Source organism: Haloarchaeobius salinus (genome assembly GCF_024464185.1).
Lineage (GTDB): Archaea > Halobacteriota > Halobacteria > Halobacteriales > Natrialbaceae > Haloarchaeobius > Haloarchaeobius salinus.
The window spans coordinates 58,872-74,151 of sequence record NZ_JANHAU010000003.1 but is presented as its reverse complement, the minus strand read 5'-3'; the positions used below and the strand labels follow the sequence as shown (position 1 = coordinate 74,151).

Genomic DNA, 15,280 nt, shown 5'->3' with positions numbered 1-15,280 from the left:
TTGATAACAAAGACCGCCGGTCCGAGTGTATCGACCGTATGAGCAACCAGAACGATGCGGGGGACGCTTCGAAACACACACCTGCTCCGGACGAGTCGACCGACGGTTCCGGTTCGTCCGACGGGATCGACGCGCCATCCCGGAGACGGATTCTGGCCGGGATCGGAACGGCGGGCGTCGCGTTCGGTGCTGCTCCGTTCCTGACGAGCGGTCAGCAGGAGGAGATTCGCCTCGGCGGAGAAGTCGAGGCGTGGCAGGGTCGGGCCCCGGAGTCCATCTCGGGGCAGGCGAACCCGACCCTCTCGCTCCAGGCGGGACAGCAGTACGAACTGACGTGGGAGAACCTGGACGGTCTCCCGCACAACGTCCTCATCAGGGACTCGGACGGGAACCAGCTGGTCCGGTCCGAACTCATTAGTCAGCAGGGAGAGACACAGACCGTGACCTTCACGGCGAGTTCCGAGATGTCGCGATACCTCTGTGAGGTCCACCCCAACACGATGGTCGGCGACGTCTCGGTGAGCGGTCAGGCCGGGACGACGACGGGAACGGAAACCGAGACGACGACCGACCAGGGCGATGGCCAGCGCCCCGGATTCTTCCAGCCGGGTACGCGCGTCTCCGTGGAACCCATCGCCGAGGGGATGACAGCGCCGACGGACTACGCGGTTCCGGACGACGGGAGCGACAGGCAGTTCGTCACCGACCAGGCCGGCGAGGTCTGGGTCGTCACGTCCGACGGACGGCAAGAAACGCCGTTCCTCGACGTCTCCGACCGGATCGTCGAACTCGGAGAGTTCGCCGGGTCGTACGCCGACCCCACGCAGGCGTACGAGGAGCGCGGGTTACTCGGCATCGACTTCCACCCGGACGTCGCGAACAACGGCCTGTTCTACCTGCACTACAGTGCACCACCCAACGACGACACGCCGGACGGATGGTCGCACGTGGAAGTGGTCTCGGAGTTCAGCATGTCCGACGACATGGAGTCCGCGGATCCCGACTCCGAGCGGACGCTCCTCGAGATACAGAAACCCCAGTACAACCACGACGCCGGCCCGATGGCGTTCGGTCCAGACGGCTATCTCTACGTCCCGATGGGCGATGGCGGCGGCGCGGACGACGACATGGACGGCCACGTCGAGGACTGGTACGACCGGAACGCGGGCGGGAACGGCCAGGACATCACGGAGAACCTGCTCGGGAGCGTCCTCCGCATCGACGTCGATACCGAGGGCGAGGACCGGCCGTACGGCATCCCGGACGACAACCCGTTCGTCGACACCGACGCCCTCCCGGAGATATACGCCTACGGACTGCGCAACCCCTTCGGTATCTCGTTCGACAGCCAGGGGAACCAGTTCGTGGCCGACGCCGGCCAGAACCTCTTCGAGGAGGCGAACATCATCGAGGCCGGCGGCAACTACGGCTGGAACGTCAAGGAGGGAACCCACTGCTTCAGCACCGAGAGCCCGGGCGACCCCGCCGCGATCACGGACTGTCCGTCGAATGCGCCAGACGAGGCACCCCACGACGGCCGTCCGCTCATCGACCCCGTGGTGGAGTTCCCGCACACCTACCAGGGCGAGAGCGTCGGCATCACCATCATCGGCGGCCACCGCTACGAGGCCGGCGACGTTCCCGAACTCCAGGGCAAGTACGTCTTCGGCGCGTGGACGTCCGACCCGGCGCGGAACCAGCCCGACGGACGCATCTTCGCCGCGACGCCCCCGTCTGACTTCGGCGGCCTCGGGGAGACGGACGGCGAGACCACGACGGCAACGGAGACGTCGACCGCCGCCGGAACCACCGACACCACCACCACTAGCGGAACGACTGCGACCACCGGGACCCCGACCGACGGAGACCCGGGAGCTGTTCCGACGGACCGTCTCTGGGAGATGGAGGAACTCGTCGTCACCGGCGGGTTCGACTACTTCGTCCGGATGTTCGGGCAGGGACCGAACGGAGAAGTGTACGTCCTGGTCAACCGCCAGGGGGTCCCGGAAGGAGACACCGGTGCGGTCCTCCAGCTGCTGCCCGCCGAGGAGGAACCCAACGGCACGACGCAGGCCCCGGGCGAGGGAACCGGAACTGGCACGGGGACCGGAACCGACTCGGGAACTGGAACCGGGGACGAGACCCAGACCGCGGGTGGGACCGGAACGCAACCCGGTGACACCACGGGCCCCGGTGGGACGGGCACGGCTGGCGGCGGCGCTGGCGGGCAACCCGGGTTCGACCTCATCACCGCGGGTATCGCGACCGTCGGGAGTGCCGCACTGCTCCTGTACCGCCGCACCAGACCGGACGACGAAGACGACTGAACCCGCCGGCGACGAGCGTCGACACTCGTCGTCGGTGCGTCGAGAGAACGCCGAGAGGGAGATTTGAACCACGGTCGGACGTGCTCGCTGCGCTCCGCGCGTCCTCCCTGGTTCATACTCCCTGTGCTGTCGGTCTTCCGACCCGGACGACTCGCTGCTCACGGGTCGCGTCGCTCCCCGTTCGGGCTCTCGTGTTCCTCACTGCGTTCGGAACACGCACCGCTCGTCGTCGGTGCGTCGAGAGAACGCCGAGAGGGAGATTTGAACTCCCGTGTCCGTGTGGACAGTAGATTTCGAATCTACCGCCTTGGCCAGGCTAGGCTATCTCGGCTCGCTCTCACCTTGCCCGCTGAGTATTTTAGGGGTTTCGATTCGGCCGGCGATGTGGTGACAATCGTCAGGAATAAATTGCACCGGTCGCAGTGAGAGACTATGGAGGTAAGCCAAGCAAACGAGGACTGCAACGCAGTCCTCGACGCCATCGGGAACTCGGTCATCGCCGACCGGGAGTTCCTGGAGACCGTGCTCATGGGCGTCGTCGGCCGCGGCCACGTCCTGCTCGAGGACGTGCCCGGGACCGGCAAGACCCTGACCGCCCGGTCGATGGCGTCCGCCCTCGGATTGTCCTTCTCCCGCATCCAGTTCACCCCCGACCTGCTGCCCTCCGACGTGACGGGGACGCACGTGTTCAACGAGGAGACCCGCGAGTTCGAGTTCCAGGCGGGTCCCATCTTCGCGAACATCGTGCTCGCGGACGAGATCAACCGCGCGCCGCCGAAGACCCAGGCCGCCCTGCTCGAAGCGATGGAGGAGGGACAGGTCACCGTCGACGGCGACACGCGCATGCTCCCCCAGCCGTTCTTCGTCATCGCGACGCAGAACCCGGTCGAGCAGGAGGGGACGTTCCCGCTGCCGGAGGCACAGGTCGACCGCTTCATCGTCAAGTCCAGCATCGGGTACCCCGACGATGACGGCGAGATCGAACTGCTCCGCCGTCGTGCGGGCCGCGTCGACCAGAGCCCGAGCGTCGACCGCGTCCTCAGCGACGAGGAGGTCGCGGAGCTCCGGCAGGTGCCCGAGAGCGTGCGGGTCGACGACGACCTGCTCGCGTACATGGCCGCGCTCTGTCGCGAGACCAGACAGGACGGGCGCGTCGACATCGGCGTCTCCCCGCGTGGGACACAGCGGCTGTTCGAGGCATCCCGCGCCTACGCCGCGATGGTCGGCCGCGAGTACGTCACGCCCGACGACATCAAGCGCGTCGCACAGCCGGTGCTCGCACATCGGCTGGTGCTGACGCCGGACGCGATGGTGAACAACGTCGACAAGCGAGAGGTCGTGCAGACGGTGCTCGACTCGGTCCCGGTCCCGACCGTCGAGTAGCGTCTCCTACTTCTGTCGCAGCGCCGTGGTCAGCGCCAGTGCCGCGACCAGCAGCATCACCAGCGCGGGGAGCGGCTGTCCCGAGCCGGCGACCTGGTAGAGCCCGTAGGCGACGCCGACGGTGACCGCACCGACGACGAGCGTCGCGCCGAGGTGGGCGAGTTCGGCCCGTGTCGTCTCCGCCTCCTGGCCGAGCTGTTCGCCGAGCCCGACCGCGTTCTGTCCGACGTCCCAGGCGACGACGGTCGCGGCGGTGCCGACGAGCATGAACAGCTCCGCCGCGCCGCCACCGCCGGTCGCCCCGGCGAGCACCATCCCGGCGGCGAGGACGACGCCGCCGACGTGGACCAGCCGTCGGGAGCCGACGACGAGGCCGGGCGCGAGCGCGACGATGCCGACTCCGGCGAACACGCCGCCGATGCTCGCCGTCAGGATGGCCGCGAGCGCCGCGACCGCCGCCGCGCCGAGGGAGACGATGGCCGAGAGCCGAGTCGGCCGCCGGTCGATCTCGGTCATCGTGACCACCGCACGGTGGAGCGGGCGATGGCCTCCGCGAGCGGGTCCTCGGGGTCCCAGTCGAGCACGCGGATACCGCCCTCGCGGAGCCTGGAGATGCGACCGGCACGCTCGACCCGAGCGAAGCGCTGCCCGAGCGTCTCCTCGCCGGTCGGGTCCGGACTCAGCACCGTCACCTTGTGGCCGTGCGCGTGGAGCAGCTGTGCCGCCGTCACCGCGTCGTCGTCACAGAGCGGTGAGAAGAACATCACCTGCACGTCGCCCGAGAGGCGCTTCCGGAGGTTCCGCACACCGAGGTGGACCGAGTAGCGTCCCTTCGGGCGTTCGGCGGAGAGCGCGGGGTGGTGGGCGAACAGCTCCTCTACCTTCACCCGGTGCTCGTTGCCGAGGCCGGGCGAGAGCCAGACCGTCTGCGGGGCGAGAGCGGTGATGCCGACGCGGTCACCGGTCTCCAGCAGCGTGATGAATATCTGCCCTGCAGCGTTGATGCCGAGGTCGGCCGCGTGGAGGTCGTCCTCGTCGCGGCGGACGTACGCCTCCTGCCGCAGGTCGAGCAGCAGCATCACGGTCGCGGCACGCTCCTCGCGGAACTGCAGGGTCGCGAGGTCGCCGGTGCGTGCGTAGCGTCGCCAGTCGACACGAGAGAGCGGGTCACCGGCGCGGTACTCCCGGGTGGAGTGGAACTCGACGCCGTCGCCCGCGAGGTCGGTCTCGACACGCCCCGCGTACTGCGAGGTCTGCTTCCGCAGCGGCATCGGGAGCGTCGACGTCAGCGACGGGGTGACGACGACCTCGCCGCCGGTCCGGAACCGGGTGTGTCGCTCTCGCTTGCCCGACCAGTCCCTGATGATGGTGTCGCAGGTCCGGAACTCGTGCGTACCGCGTCTGGCCGTGAGCGTGTAGCTGAACGAGTCGCTCTCGCCGGGACGGAGTGCGGTTCCGAGGCGTGCCGAGCCGCCCACGACGGTCAGCTCCTCGGGGACGCCGTCGACAACGCGCAGGTCGGGCAGGACGCGGTCGCCCTCGTTGGTGACGGTCACCGTCAGCGTCAGGTCGTCGCCGAGGTCGGGCGTCGGGTCCGACAGCTCCCGCCGGATACGGACCGTCGCCGCGGGCACCGTCGTCACCTGCACGTACGCCAGGTAGGCGACGCCGACGACCGCCGCGAGCAGCAGTGCGGGCTGTTTCAGGACGACGCCCGCGCCACCCGCGACGAACGTGAGTGCACCGATGCCGAGCCAGTGGTTCGTGTCCTCCTCGGTCTCCGAGATGACACGCTGGCTGCCGTCCGCCGAGCGTTCCGGAGCCTGTGCCGTCGGAGCACTGTCGGCCCCGGCCGCGCCGGTCGTCGACCCGCCCGTCGTCTCCTGTGTAACCGTCGAACTCATGACTCGTAGGCCTCCGAACGGCGGGTGATCTCGCTGGCCGCGTGCACCGCCCAGCGATGGTACTGCGACTGGTTCTCCCGGCGGAGGTCGATGCGGTCGAACAGCGACGCGCCCTCGACACTGCCGGTGAAGAAGGCACGTGCGTACGGGTCGTCGGTCCACTCGCCGGTCTCCAGCCGTCTGCTGGCCTCCGACTCGGTACAGCCCTCGGTACGGACGATGGTCGCGACGGCCGCGCGTTCGAGCCGGCTCCGGACCGTCTCGCGCGTCTCGATCTCGCGCCGGTCCGCACCGGCGGTCGCGAGCAGCTCGTCGAACTCGTCGCCGGGCGTCGGGAGGTCCTGCGAGGCCTCGGGGTCGGGCGTCTCGACCTGCTCGTACGCGGTGCGCGACCGGCCGACGGCGACACGGACGCCCAGCAGGATGCCGAGGAACCCCACGACGACGAGGACGGCCTCGTCGAGCGTGATGGAGGACGCGAGCCCCGGGGCGGCGACGAGGGTGAACCCGGTCAGCGCGAGTCCCACGCCGAGGACGGCGAGCAGGGTGCGCAGCTTCATTCGTTCTCACCCTCGAACTGGTCCTCGAGACGCCTCAGTGCTTCGACCGCCCGGTCCTCTCGTTCCGCGGTCGCCGATTCCTGTCCGTACCGCACCGACTCGAACAGGTCGGTGAGCTCGCCGACCGCGTCGGCGTCGAAACCGGCCTCGACGGCGACGGCCTCGAACTCCCGTGGCGTACTCGTATCGGGGTGGTCGACCGGGAGGTGCCGGGTCATCTCGACCCAGGCGCGGTAGATCTCGTTCTCGGTGCCCGGGCGCTCCTCGATGCGGTCGGCCGCTCTGCCGGCGGCGGCCGCGACCGCCCCGACGTCCGGCGAATCCGGCGGGTCCGTCTCCTCGTCCGGGTCGGCCGCCGTGACGAGTTCGGACTCCTCGTCGTCGTCGCCGGAGCGGACCACCCAGACGCCGGCGACCACCACCATCGCGATGCCGACGACCCCGAGCAGGAGCAGGAGGGCGTCCGGCAGCTGCTGGCGCGTCTCTCCCTGTTCGCCACCGCCGGTGCCGTCGCCGCCGCCACCGGAGGCGGTCTGGTTCTCGATCACGTCCGGCGACCCGTTCTGTTGCTCCTCGGGGACCGGTTGGGTCGGACAGCCCACCAGGAACGGCACCGTCGTCGCGACCAGCACGCCGACCACGAAGAAGGAGGTGAGCGCGACCATCCGGTCGTACTTCCGGTGCATGAACGCCGTCACCCCGACGACGAGCCCGGCCAGTCCGAGCAGGAGCAGCGGTGGGATCGACTGCTCGCACCGCTCGACCTCCACCGGCGGCTTCTGCCGTGTCTCGCCACCGTCCACGTTCGCGTCCATCGGCGAGTCGGTCGCGGGGATGCTGTCGTCCCGTTCCGGTGCCGGCTGGTTCGCGTCCTCGCCAGCGCTCGTCGTCTGACTGAGCGTCCCCGCCGCGAAGACGATGGCCCCCACGCAGCAGACCGCGATGATAGCGACCCCGATCGTCCGTCTGTTCACGGGGCACTGTTCTGGTAAACCGAACCTAACGCTTGTGGTAACTCAAACGCCTGCTGTGCCGACGGTTCGCCGGTGCTGATGCGGATACGCCGGCGGTTCTACGACTCGTCGCCGTACTCGGCCTCGATGTGTCGGAGCGCCTCGACGGCCCGCCGCTCGCGCTCGTCGGTCACCGGTTCGCCGCCGTAGCGGACCTCCTCGAACAGCTCGGTGAGCTCGGTGACGTCCTCACGTTCGACGCCGGCCTCCACCGCCGCGTCGGCGAACTCGGAGGGCGTACTCGACCGGGGGTGGTCGACCGGGAGATGCCGTGTCATCTCGACCCACGCACGGAACACCTCGTTCTCCGTCCCGGCGTTCTGCTCCAGTCTGTCGGCCACCGCACCCGCCACGTTGCCGATGGTGGCGACCCGCCTGCCCGCCTCGGCGTCCCCCTCCGGCCCGTGCTCCGGCGGCTCCTCCTCCGGAGCCTCGTCGTCGGTGGACGACAGGACGACGTAGCCCAGGACGCCGGTCACGAGTGTCGCCGCGAGGAGCACCACGAACACCGACGGCTGCGTGACGACCAGCCCGGAGTCGTTCGCGAGACCGATCGAGGCGTTGCCGCCGGTGCTCGGCGGTGCCGGCTCCGAGGCGAGGATGTCGGCCGAGGTCGGACCGGTCCGCTCCACACAGCTCGTCAGCAACATCCAGACGAAGAACCCGGGGAAGCCGATGGCGACGAGCGCCGCCGAGGCGGCGAACCCGTCGTCGCGGTACGCGAGCCCCGACCAGAGGACGAGCCCGACGCCGCCGACGATGATGAAGAACTCACCCGACAGCAGGAACGGGATGCAGAGGCCGAAGGAGACGGAGAACTCCCCCGGGTCGGTCAGGGGCTCGCGCCCGCTGCTGCCGTTCTGTCCGGAGTCGCGGTCGTTCCCGTCGGTCGGGTCGGTGACGCTCGACCCACCACCACCGTCGGCGGGGTCGACGACGCTCGCGGCCACGAGCGAGAGCGCGACCACGCAGACGAGCGCGAGGACGACCGGGAGGAGTCGCTCTCGGTTCACGTCGGTCACTCGGAGCCGGTGGTTTGAGTGGTTTTCGTTGGCACACGTCGTGGCCGAAGCTCCGGGGGCGTCCGGCCCGGTCCGCGGTCCCGGCAGTCCCGCCGGGGAACACGCCTCTTTTCAGCCTCAGCACCTCCAGTGTTGGTATGCAGAACGTCGACGCCGCCGGACTCGGTATCGGGGACGACCACCCGACGCGCATCATGGGCGTGCTGAACGTGAGCGCGGAATCGCCGTACGACCCGAGCGTGTTCGACGACCCAGCGGAGGCAGCGGCGTACGTCGAGGACGAACTCGTCGCCGAGGGCGCGGACATCGTCGACATCGGGCTGGAGTCGGCGAACAAACGCTTCGAGGTACTCAGCGCCGAGGAGGAGCTGGAGCGGCTCGACGTGGCGCTGTCGGTCATCGAGAACACCGCCGCCGACCCGGTCTGGTCCATCGAGACGCGCTACCACGAGGTCGCAGAAGCGGCGCTTTCGGGCGGCTTCGACATGATCAACGACATCGCGGGCTTCGCCGACCCGGAGATGCCCCGCGTCGCCGAGGAGTACGGCGTCGCCGTCGCGAAGATGGCCAGCCCGCCGGACCTCACGCGCCCCGGGGCTGTCGAGGAGACGCCGTGGGCCGAGCGCAAGGGCGAGGCGTGGGCCAGGGAGGCCGACTACGTGGACATGGTGTACGAGGCGCTCAAGCAGAACGGCCTGCCCGACGACACCATCGTCGACCCGGCGTTCGGCGGCTGGTCCGAGGCGAAGACCGTCGAGGACGACCGCGAGACGTTCCGCCGACTGCGGGAGTTCCGCGGGCTCGGCCAGCCGATGCTGGTCTCCATCAACCGGAAGAACTTCCTCCGCTCCCTGACCGACCGCTCGACCGAGGACGCACTCGCCGTCTCGCTCGCGGCCACGTCCATGGCCATCGAGCGCGGCGCACACGTCGTTCGGACCCACGACGTGCGCGAGACGGTGGACGCCGCCGCCGTCGGCGACGCGTTCCTGCCGGAGCGGCACCGGAGCCGCGATGGCGACGTCTCCGTCGAGGAGCTGGACGTCCGGACGGAAGCCGACCTGCGCCGGCACGTCGACCGTCTCGGAACGGGAGACGTGGCTGCCGCCGCGACCCTCGCCGTGTTCGCCGTCGAGGGGCTCACCGACGACGCCCGCGCGGAGCTCGCGTCGCTCGCGTCCGCCGCCGATGCCACCGTCGCGACGAACGCCGGTGGCGGGCTGCTCGTCGGGAGCCACGCCGCACTCGCGGAACTGGTCGCCGAGGATGCCGAGACCGGGGGCACCGCGGCCGTCCTCGACGCCGTCGCGGCGGCGCTTGCGTGACCCGTCGGTGGGGCGACACCACCCCGTCGCCGTCCAGTCGCGGGTCCGTCGTCGGGACCCCTCCGACACCAGATTCCCTCGAATTCGGTAGCGAGAGGCAACTAACGACCCGTTATCGCCTGTATAACTCGGTAAGAGAAAACTTATACCGGTGGGTTCAGAAGGTGGGGGTGGAAGCCGGGAGGGCCTCTCGGGTAGGGGTACTCACACGAGGCAATTCCGGCCCACACCAACGGTTATCTTGGACCTACGTCCCACAGTGACAGCTATGGAGTTCGAAACGTTCGAGCCGGTGTACGAGGCCATCCTCGCGGAGTTCGGTTTCGACCGGGCCGGCGACGAGCGCGCACGGGACGTCCTCGCGGAGCTGACGACACCGTTCGACGAGTCGCGACTCTCCGTCCTCGACGGCGCGCACGTCGCCGTCTGCGGGGCCGGCCCGACCCTCGAGACGGACCTCGGGAGCGTCGACGCCGACCGCGTCGTCGCCGCCTCCTCCGCTGCGGCGGTCTGCCGCGAGCGGGGCGTCCCGGTCGACGTCTACGTGACGGACCTCGACGGGGAACCCGAACTCGTGGGCGAGCTCGCGGCCGACGGGACGCCGGTCGCCGTCCACGCCCATGGCGACAACGTCGAACGGGTGCGGTCGATGGTCCCCGACCTCCCCGACGAGCCGGTGCTGCCGACGACCCAGGCCGCGCCCGTCGGCCACGTGCGGAACTTCGGCGGGTTCACCGACGGCGACCGCGCCGCCTTCCTCGCGGACCACGCCGGGGCAGCCCGGCTCTCGTTCCCTGGCTGGACGTTCGACGATCCGGACGTGGGGCCGATGAAGCGTCGCAAGCTCCACTGGGCGGCCCGGCTGCTCGCGTGGCTGGAGCGCCGACGCGACGAGCGGTTCGCGGTGCTCGACGACCTGCGGGACGGCCTCGAACCGGTCGGCTAGAGCGGGACCGCGACGTTACGGCTCGAGGACGACCTTCCCGACGGACTTGCGGTCCTCGATGTACTCGTGGGCCTTTTGTGCATCTTCGAGGGCGAACGTCTCGCCGACGACGACCTCGAGCTCGCCGTCCGTGAGTCCCTGGGTGAGGTCCGGGACGGCCTCGAGCACCTTCTGGGGCTTTCTGGCCATCGCGCGGCCGAGGTGGTAGCCGATGACCGACTGGTTGCGGAAGAACATCTCGCTGGTGTCGAGCGTCCCGGGCACGCCGCTGGCCGCGCCGTACGGGACGACCCGTCCGAAGTCGGTCGTGGCGCGGATGCAGTCCGAGAACACGTCGTCGCCGACGCCGTCGAGCGAGAGGTCGACGCCGACGCCGTCGGTCTCCGCCTTCACGACATCGACGAAGTCCTCCTCGGTGTAGTTGATGGGGTGGTCGCAGCCGAGCTCTTCGGCGAGGTCGAGCTTCTCCTGCGTGCTGGCTGTGCCGAACACCTCTGCTCCGGCGCGGTCGGCGAGCTGGACGGCGGCGGTCCCGACGCCGCCGGCCGCGGCCTGGATGAGCACGGACTCGCCCTCCTCAAGCCCGCCCCACTCGAACAGACAGTTGTGGGCGGTGAGGAACTGCACCGGGAAGCCGGCGGCCTCCGCGAAGCTCATCCCTTCCGGGATGGGGAACAGGGAGTCAGCGTCGGTGACGGCGTACTCGGCGTAGCCGCCGACGCCGACCATGCCGACGTAGCGCGCGCCCTCCTCGATGCCGACACCCTCGCCGACGGCGTCGATGGTCCCCGCCGCTTCGAAGCCGGGGACGAACGGCGCGTCCGGGCCACCCGGGTAGTGGCCGCGGCGCTGCATGATGTCCGCGAAGTTGATACCCGCGGCCTCGACCGCGATACGGACCTCGCCCGGCCCTGGCTCCGGTTTCTCCGTCTCGACGACCTCGATGTTGTCGCTCCCGCCGTACTCGGTGACCTGGATGGCTCGCATGTTCGGACCATCATACATCCGCCGGCGGGAAAAGGTTCGGTCAACCGGCGAAACCAACCACCAGTTCAGTGTTCATCGTGCGGCCGGACGGCGAGACGACTGCCGGCGGAGACAGTTTTATCGCCGGCGTCGCCCCACGTGTGTGCATGACACGCGACTGCTCGTTCCTCGCCGACCTCGACCTCGACGACGACCAGGTCTCGTTCGCCGAGGCGACACGCGAGGCCCACGACAGCGACTGGGGCACGAAGCCCGGCGACGAGGTGCTGCCCGACGCCGTCGTCTACCCACAATCCACGGCGGACGTCTCGGCAGTGCTCGAAGCGGCGACGGCACGCGACGTGCCCGTCACCCCCTACGCCGCCGGGACGAGCCTCGAGGGGAACGCGGTGCCGGCCCACGCCGGCATCAGCCTCGACCTCACCCGGATGGACACCGTGCTCGACGTGCGTCCCGAGGACTTCCAGATCGACGTCGGACCGGGCGTGATGGGGAACGTCGTCGACGACGTCGCCGGCGAACACGGGCTGTTCTTCCCGCCGCTGCCGTCCTCCGGGAGCATCTCGACCGTCGGCGGGATGATCGCCAACGCCGCCAGCGGGATGCAGACGGTGAAGTACGGCGAGGTCGCGGACTGGGTGCTCGAACTCGAAGCGGTGCTCGCCGACGGCTCCGTCATCACGGCCGGGTCGAAGGCGGTCAAGACCTCGTCGGGCTACAACCTCCGCGACCTGCTCATCGGCAGCGAGGGGACGCTCGCCGTCGTCACGCGGGCGACGCTCGAACTCGCGGGCAGACCCGCACAGATCCGCGGCGGGCGTGCGCAGTTCGAGGAGCTGGACGACGCCACCGCCGCCGTCGAGGACGCCGTCCAGTCCGGCGTCGACGTGGCGAAGATCGAGCTCATCGACGAGGAGAGCGCGATGATGGCCAACGCCTACTCCGGGACCGACCTCCCCGACCGCCCGACCGTCTTCGTCGAGTTCCACGCCAACCACGGCGTCGACGAGGAGGTCGCCTTCTGCGAGTCCGTCTTCGAAGCTCACGACGCCACCCTGTTCGAGGTCGCCGAGGCCGACGCCGGGATGGACGCTCTGTGGCAGGCCCGAAAGGACCTCGCGTACGCCATGCAGTCGTGGGACCCCGAGCTGACGCCCCTGCACCCCGGCGACATCACCGTCCCCATCTCGAAGTACGGGGCCGCCATCAGGTACGCGAAGGAGCTCGCCGAGGAGCACGACCTGCTCATCCCCTGCTTCGGCCACGCGGGCGACGGCAACGTCCACTACTCCGTGCTCGTCGACGAGGACGACCCCGACGCGGTCGAACGCGGCGAGGAGGCGTACCGGAAGATCGTCGAGTTCGCCATCGAGCGCGGCGGCACCTGCACCGGCGAGCACGGCATCGGCCTGGGCAAGCGCGAGTTCCTCGTCCGCGAGCACGGCGAGGCGACCGTCGATACGATGCGGAAGGTCAAGCGCGCGCTCGACCCGACGGACACGCTCAACCCCGGGAAGCTGTTCCCCGAGACGGTCGAGGGCCGGCGGGTCCGCGACGAGGAGACGTAGGATGGCCCCGTCGCACGTCCTCGTCCCGCTCGACGGCTCACCGCTGGCCGACCAGGCGCTGGTCCACGCACTGGAGACGTACGACTGTCGGACGACGGTGCTCAACGTCGTGACGCCACTGGACAGCTCGATGAGCGAGAGCGGCGTCCTCGGTGCCGACGAGGACCGGGAGGACGCCGCCGAGGAGCGCGCTGAGACGGTCGTCGAGCGCGGAAAGCGCCGCGCCGAGGAGCACGGCCGCGCGGTCGAGACGGCCGTCGAGACCGGCGACCCCGCCGAGGCCATCATCGAGTACGCGGAGGACCACGCCGTGGACCACATCGTCATGGGCGGCCACGGCGGCGAACGCTCCGGGCTCGCGGCACGGCTGCTCGGAACCGTCGCGACGTCCGTCGTGAGCGACGCGACCATGTCCGTGACGGTGGTCCGGGACTGACTCGCGACTCGACTACGCCGCGCCACCGAGCACCAGTGCGAACGCCCGGTAGACGACGAAGCCGAGCGCGATCGAGGTGACCAGCGTCAGCACCCAGAAGACGAGCGTCGTCGCGATCTTCCGGCGGGAGACGCCCGCCGAGCCGCCCGCGAGCCCGCCACCGATGACGCCCGAGATGATGATGTTGTTGAACGAGATGGGGATGCCGAGCAGGATGGCCGCCTGTGCGATGATGAACCCGGGGACGAGCGCGGCGATGGACCGTCGGACGCCGAGCTGGGCGTACTCCCGGGAGGTCGCCTGCAGCAGCCGCGGCGCACCCATCCAGGCACCCCCGAGGATGCCGACCGAGCCGACCGTCAGCAGGACGATGCCCGGTAGACCCAGCTCGACGCCGTAGAGGTTCTCGAGGGGTCCGGTCGCGAGCCCGACCTGGCTCCCGCCGCTGGAGAACGCGACGATGCTGCCGAGGATGAGCAGGAAGCTCTTGATCCCCCTGTCGACGGACTGCTGCGTACGACCGCGGATGAACTGGAAGCTCAGCGCCGCGGCGGCGAGCGTGACGACCGGGAGGAGCAGATCGACCCCGCCGACGACCGGCGACGGGAGGACGCCCGCGACGAAGCCGGCGACCGACTCCTGTTCGGCTCCCGTGGGCGACGGGATGACGCTCAGCCGGATGTTGGCGACGATGCCGCCGACAACGGCCGCGAGCAGCGGGATGCTGATCGTCTCGGGGATGTCGTCCCGGCGCAGCAGCGTCGCGGTCGTGTACGCCAGCCCGCCCGACACCGGCGGGACGAGCACCCAGAACGTCGCGATGCGCCGGTACGTGCCGAACGCTGGGTCGCCCCCGAGGGAGAGCCCGACGCCGACCATCGCCCCGGTCGTCGCGAACGCGGCCGGGACCGGGTAGCCCGAGTAGATGCCGAACGCCATGAACGCCGTGGCCGTCAGCAGGCCGGCGGTCGCCGCCAGCGACGTGATGGCGACGCCGTCGATGAGGCCCGCACCGACTGTTTCGGAGATGCTCCCGCCCTGCGTGAGCGCGCCGAGCGCCGCGAGGATACCGATGAGGAACGCGGCCTTCATCGTCGAGACGGCGTTGGCCCCGATGGCCGGCGCGAACGGCGGCGAGTTGCTGTTCGCGCCGAGCGTCCACGCGGTGCCGAGGCTCGTCAGGGTCGCGACGACGACCAGCCCCCAGAAGACGAGGTCGGTCATGGGCTCCGCTCCGGGTCGCTCACGACGTGGGTCCCCGGCTGGTGGTTCGCTGCGTCACTCTCATACCGCTCGATTGGCGCTATCAGTTGAAGTAAGTACCCGCCCGGGTCCGGTTCCCGGTCACCGCTCGAACTCGGACTCACGGTGCTCGTCGACGGCATCCGTCGACCCCTCGCGCTCCACCCGCGAGCGGACGGCATCCACGTTCTCGTTCTCCAGGATGCGTGCGGTACGACGTTCGAACTCCTCCTCGGAGAGCTCGCCGCTGGCGTACATCCGCTGGAGCTGGTCCAGTGCGTCGTTCGTCGGGTCCGGACCGTCCTCGCGGTCGCGCTCTCGCCCGAACAGCCTCCGGAGGTCGTTCTCGAAGATGAACGATACCGGGAGGACGACGACGAAGCCCAGTCCGGCAGCCGTCCCGGCGAGCGCGTCCAGGCCAGTCTGACTGCCGAGGATGACGACCGCCAGCGTCGCGAACACCACGAGGACCGGGAGCTTGTCGAAGATGTCCCCATCGACGGGGTCGAAGGACTCCCCTTCACCTTGGTCGGCCATGGGCGGGTGTTCGGACGCCCGCGGATAAAC

The 15,280-nt window shown here is 69.7% G+C and carries 14 protein-coding genes and 1 tRNA gene; 6 read left to right on the top strand and 9 right to left on the bottom strand.

Features of this window, described 5'->3' with window-relative positions:
- The first annotated feature begins 38 nt into the window (after positions 1 to 38).
- Positions 39 to 2,327: a PQQ-dependent sugar dehydrogenase gene (locus NO345_RS12680; protein ID WP_256299723.1), complete on the top strand. Its 2,289-nt coding sequence runs from the start codon at positions 39 to 41 to the stop codon at positions 2,325 to 2,327.
- 246 nt (positions 2,328 to 2,573) lie between these two features.
- Here NO345_RS12680 and NO345_RS12675 read toward each other — a convergent pair.
- Positions 2,574 to 2,658 (bottom strand) — tRNA-Ser (locus NO345_RS12675).
- 101 nt (positions 2,659 to 2,759) lie between these two features.
- Here NO345_RS12675 and NO345_RS12670 point away from each other — a divergent pair.
- A complete protein-coding gene (locus NO345_RS12670) occupies positions 2,760 to 3,710 on the top strand; it encodes an AAA family ATPase (protein WP_256299721.1) in 951 nt (316 codons plus the stop codon).
- Positions 3,711 to 3,716: 6 nt separating this feature from the next.
- Here the strand turns inward: NO345_RS12670 and NO345_RS12665 are convergent, their stop codons facing one another.
- From NO345_RS12665 to NO345_RS19840, 5 genes are all read right to left on the bottom strand, one after another.
- Positions 3,717 to 4,226: a DUF7519 family protein gene (locus tag NO345_RS12665; RefSeq protein WP_256299719.1), complete on the bottom strand. Its 510-nt coding sequence runs from the start codon at positions 4,224 to 4,226 to the stop codon at positions 3,717 to 3,719.
- Entirely contained in the window at positions 4,223 to 5,614 is a 1,392-nt protein-coding gene (locus tag NO345_RS12660; RefSeq protein WP_256299717.1) for a DUF58 domain-containing protein, read from the bottom strand. The genes NO345_RS12665 and NO345_RS12660 overlap by 4 nt, the downstream gene beginning before the upstream one ends.
- Positions 5,611 to 6,174, bottom strand: a complete 564-nt coding sequence (locus NO345_RS12655; protein ID WP_256299715.1) for a DUF7269 family protein — start codon at positions 6,172 to 6,174, stop codon at positions 5,611 to 5,613. Before NO345_RS12655 ends, NO345_RS12660 begins: the two co-directional genes overlap by 4 nt.
- Complete coding sequence (locus NO345_RS19845) at positions 6,171 to 7,148, bottom strand: DUF4129 domain-containing protein (protein ID WP_256299713.1); 978 nt, start codon at positions 7,146 to 7,148, stop codon at positions 6,171 to 6,173. The genes NO345_RS12655 and NO345_RS19845 overlap by 4 nt, the downstream gene beginning before the upstream one ends.
- Before the next feature lie 98 nt (positions 7,149 to 7,246).
- Positions 7,247 to 8,200, bottom strand: a complete 954-nt coding sequence (locus NO345_RS19840) for a DUF4129 domain-containing protein (RefSeq protein ID WP_256299711.1) — start codon at positions 8,198 to 8,200, stop codon at positions 7,247 to 7,249.
- A gap of 146 nt (positions 8,201 to 8,346) precedes the next feature.
- Between NO345_RS19840 and folP the strand changes: the two genes are divergently transcribed.
- Both folP and NO345_RS12635 read left to right on the top strand, forming a co-directional pair.
- Positions 8,347 to 9,534: a dihydropteroate synthase gene (gene folP / locus NO345_RS12640; RefSeq protein ID WP_256299709.1), complete on the top strand. Its 1,188-nt coding sequence runs from the start codon at positions 8,347 to 8,349 to the stop codon at positions 9,532 to 9,534.
- Between the two features lie 268 nt (positions 9,535 to 9,802).
- Entirely contained in the window at positions 9,803 to 10,480 is a 678-nt protein-coding gene (locus tag NO345_RS12635; RefSeq protein ID WP_256299707.1) for a 6-hydroxymethylpterin diphosphokinase MptE-like protein, read from the top strand.
- Between the two features lie 15 nt (positions 10,481 to 10,495).
- Here the strand turns inward: NO345_RS12635 and NO345_RS12630 are convergent, their stop codons facing one another.
- The gene (locus NO345_RS12630; RefSeq protein WP_256299705.1) at positions 10,496 to 11,467 is read right to left on the bottom strand and encodes a quinone oxidoreductase family protein; all 972 of its coding nucleotides are present in this window, start codon (positions 11,465 to 11,467) and stop codon (positions 10,496 to 10,498) included.
- 146 nt (positions 11,468 to 11,613) lie between these two features.
- On the opposite strand from NO345_RS12630, the gene NO345_RS12625 reads away from it, so the two are divergent.
- On the top strand, positions 11,614 to 13,035 hold the full coding sequence (locus NO345_RS12625) for an FAD-binding oxidoreductase (protein WP_256299703.1): 1,422 nt from the start codon (positions 11,614 to 11,616) through the stop codon (positions 13,033 to 13,035).
- Between the two features lies 1 nt (position 13,036).
- Positions 13,037 to 13,471, top strand: a complete 435-nt coding sequence (locus NO345_RS12620) for a universal stress protein (RefSeq protein WP_256299701.1) — start codon at positions 13,037 to 13,039, stop codon at positions 13,469 to 13,471.
- A gap of 12 nt (positions 13,472 to 13,483) precedes the next feature.
- Here NO345_RS12620 and NO345_RS12615 read toward each other — a convergent pair whose 3' ends face one another.
- Both NO345_RS12615 and NO345_RS12610 read right to left on the bottom strand, forming a co-directional pair.
- On the bottom strand, positions 13,484 to 14,695 hold the full coding sequence (locus NO345_RS12615; RefSeq protein WP_256299699.1) for an inorganic phosphate transporter: 1,212 nt from the start codon (positions 14,693 to 14,695) through the stop codon (positions 13,484 to 13,486).
- A 120-nt stretch (positions 14,696 to 14,815) separates the two neighbouring features.
- Entirely contained in the window at positions 14,816 to 15,250 is a 435-nt protein-coding gene (locus tag NO345_RS12610) for an SHOCT domain-containing protein (protein WP_256299698.1), read from the bottom strand.
- Positions 15,251 to 15,280: the final 30 nt, after the last annotated feature.

What these genes read in the sequence shown, in the direction of transcription:
- NO345_RS12680 (WP_256299723.1), top strand. Translation starts at nt 39, where the DNA reads ATGAGCAACCAGAACGATGCGGGGGACGCTTCGAAACACACACCTGCT.
- NO345_RS12670 (WP_256299721.1), top strand. Translation starts at nt 2,760, where the DNA reads ATGGAGGTAAGCCAAGCAAACGAGGACTGCAACGCAGTCCTCGACGCC.
- NO345_RS12665 (WP_256299719.1), bottom strand. Translation starts at nt 4,226, where the DNA reads ATGACCGAGATCGACCGGCGGCCGACTCGGCTCTCGGCCATCGTCTCC.
- NO345_RS12660 (WP_256299717.1), bottom strand. Translation starts at nt 5,614, where the DNA reads ATGAGTTCGACGGTTACACAGGAGACGACGGGCGGGTCGACGACCGGC.
- NO345_RS12655 (WP_256299715.1), bottom strand. Translation starts at nt 6,174, where the DNA reads ATGAAGCTGCGCACCCTGCTCGCCGTCCTCGGCGTGGGACTCGCGCTG.
- folP (WP_256299709.1), top strand. Translation starts at nt 8,347, where the DNA reads ATGCAGAACGTCGACGCCGCCGGACTCGGTATCGGGGACGACCACCCG.
- NO345_RS12635 (WP_256299707.1), top strand. Translation starts at nt 9,803, where the DNA reads ATGGAGTTCGAAACGTTCGAGCCGGTGTACGAGGCCATCCTCGCGGAG.
- NO345_RS12630 (WP_256299705.1), bottom strand. Translation starts at nt 11,467, where the DNA reads ATGCGAGCCATCCAGGTCACCGAGTACGGCGGGAGCGACAACATCGAG.
- NO345_RS12625 (WP_256299703.1), top strand. Translation starts at nt 11,614, where the DNA reads ATGACACGCGACTGCTCGTTCCTCGCCGACCTCGACCTCGACGACGAC.
- NO345_RS12620 (WP_256299701.1), top strand. Translation starts at nt 13,037, where the DNA reads ATGGCCCCGTCGCACGTCCTCGTCCCGCTCGACGGCTCACCGCTGGCC.
- NO345_RS12615 (WP_256299699.1), bottom strand. Translation starts at nt 14,695, where the DNA reads ATGACCGACCTCGTCTTCTGGGGGCTGGTCGTCGTCGCGACCCTGACG.
- NO345_RS12610 (WP_256299698.1), bottom strand. Translation starts at nt 15,250, where the DNA reads ATGGCCGACCAAGGTGAAGGGGAGTCCTTCGACCCCGTCGATGGGGAC.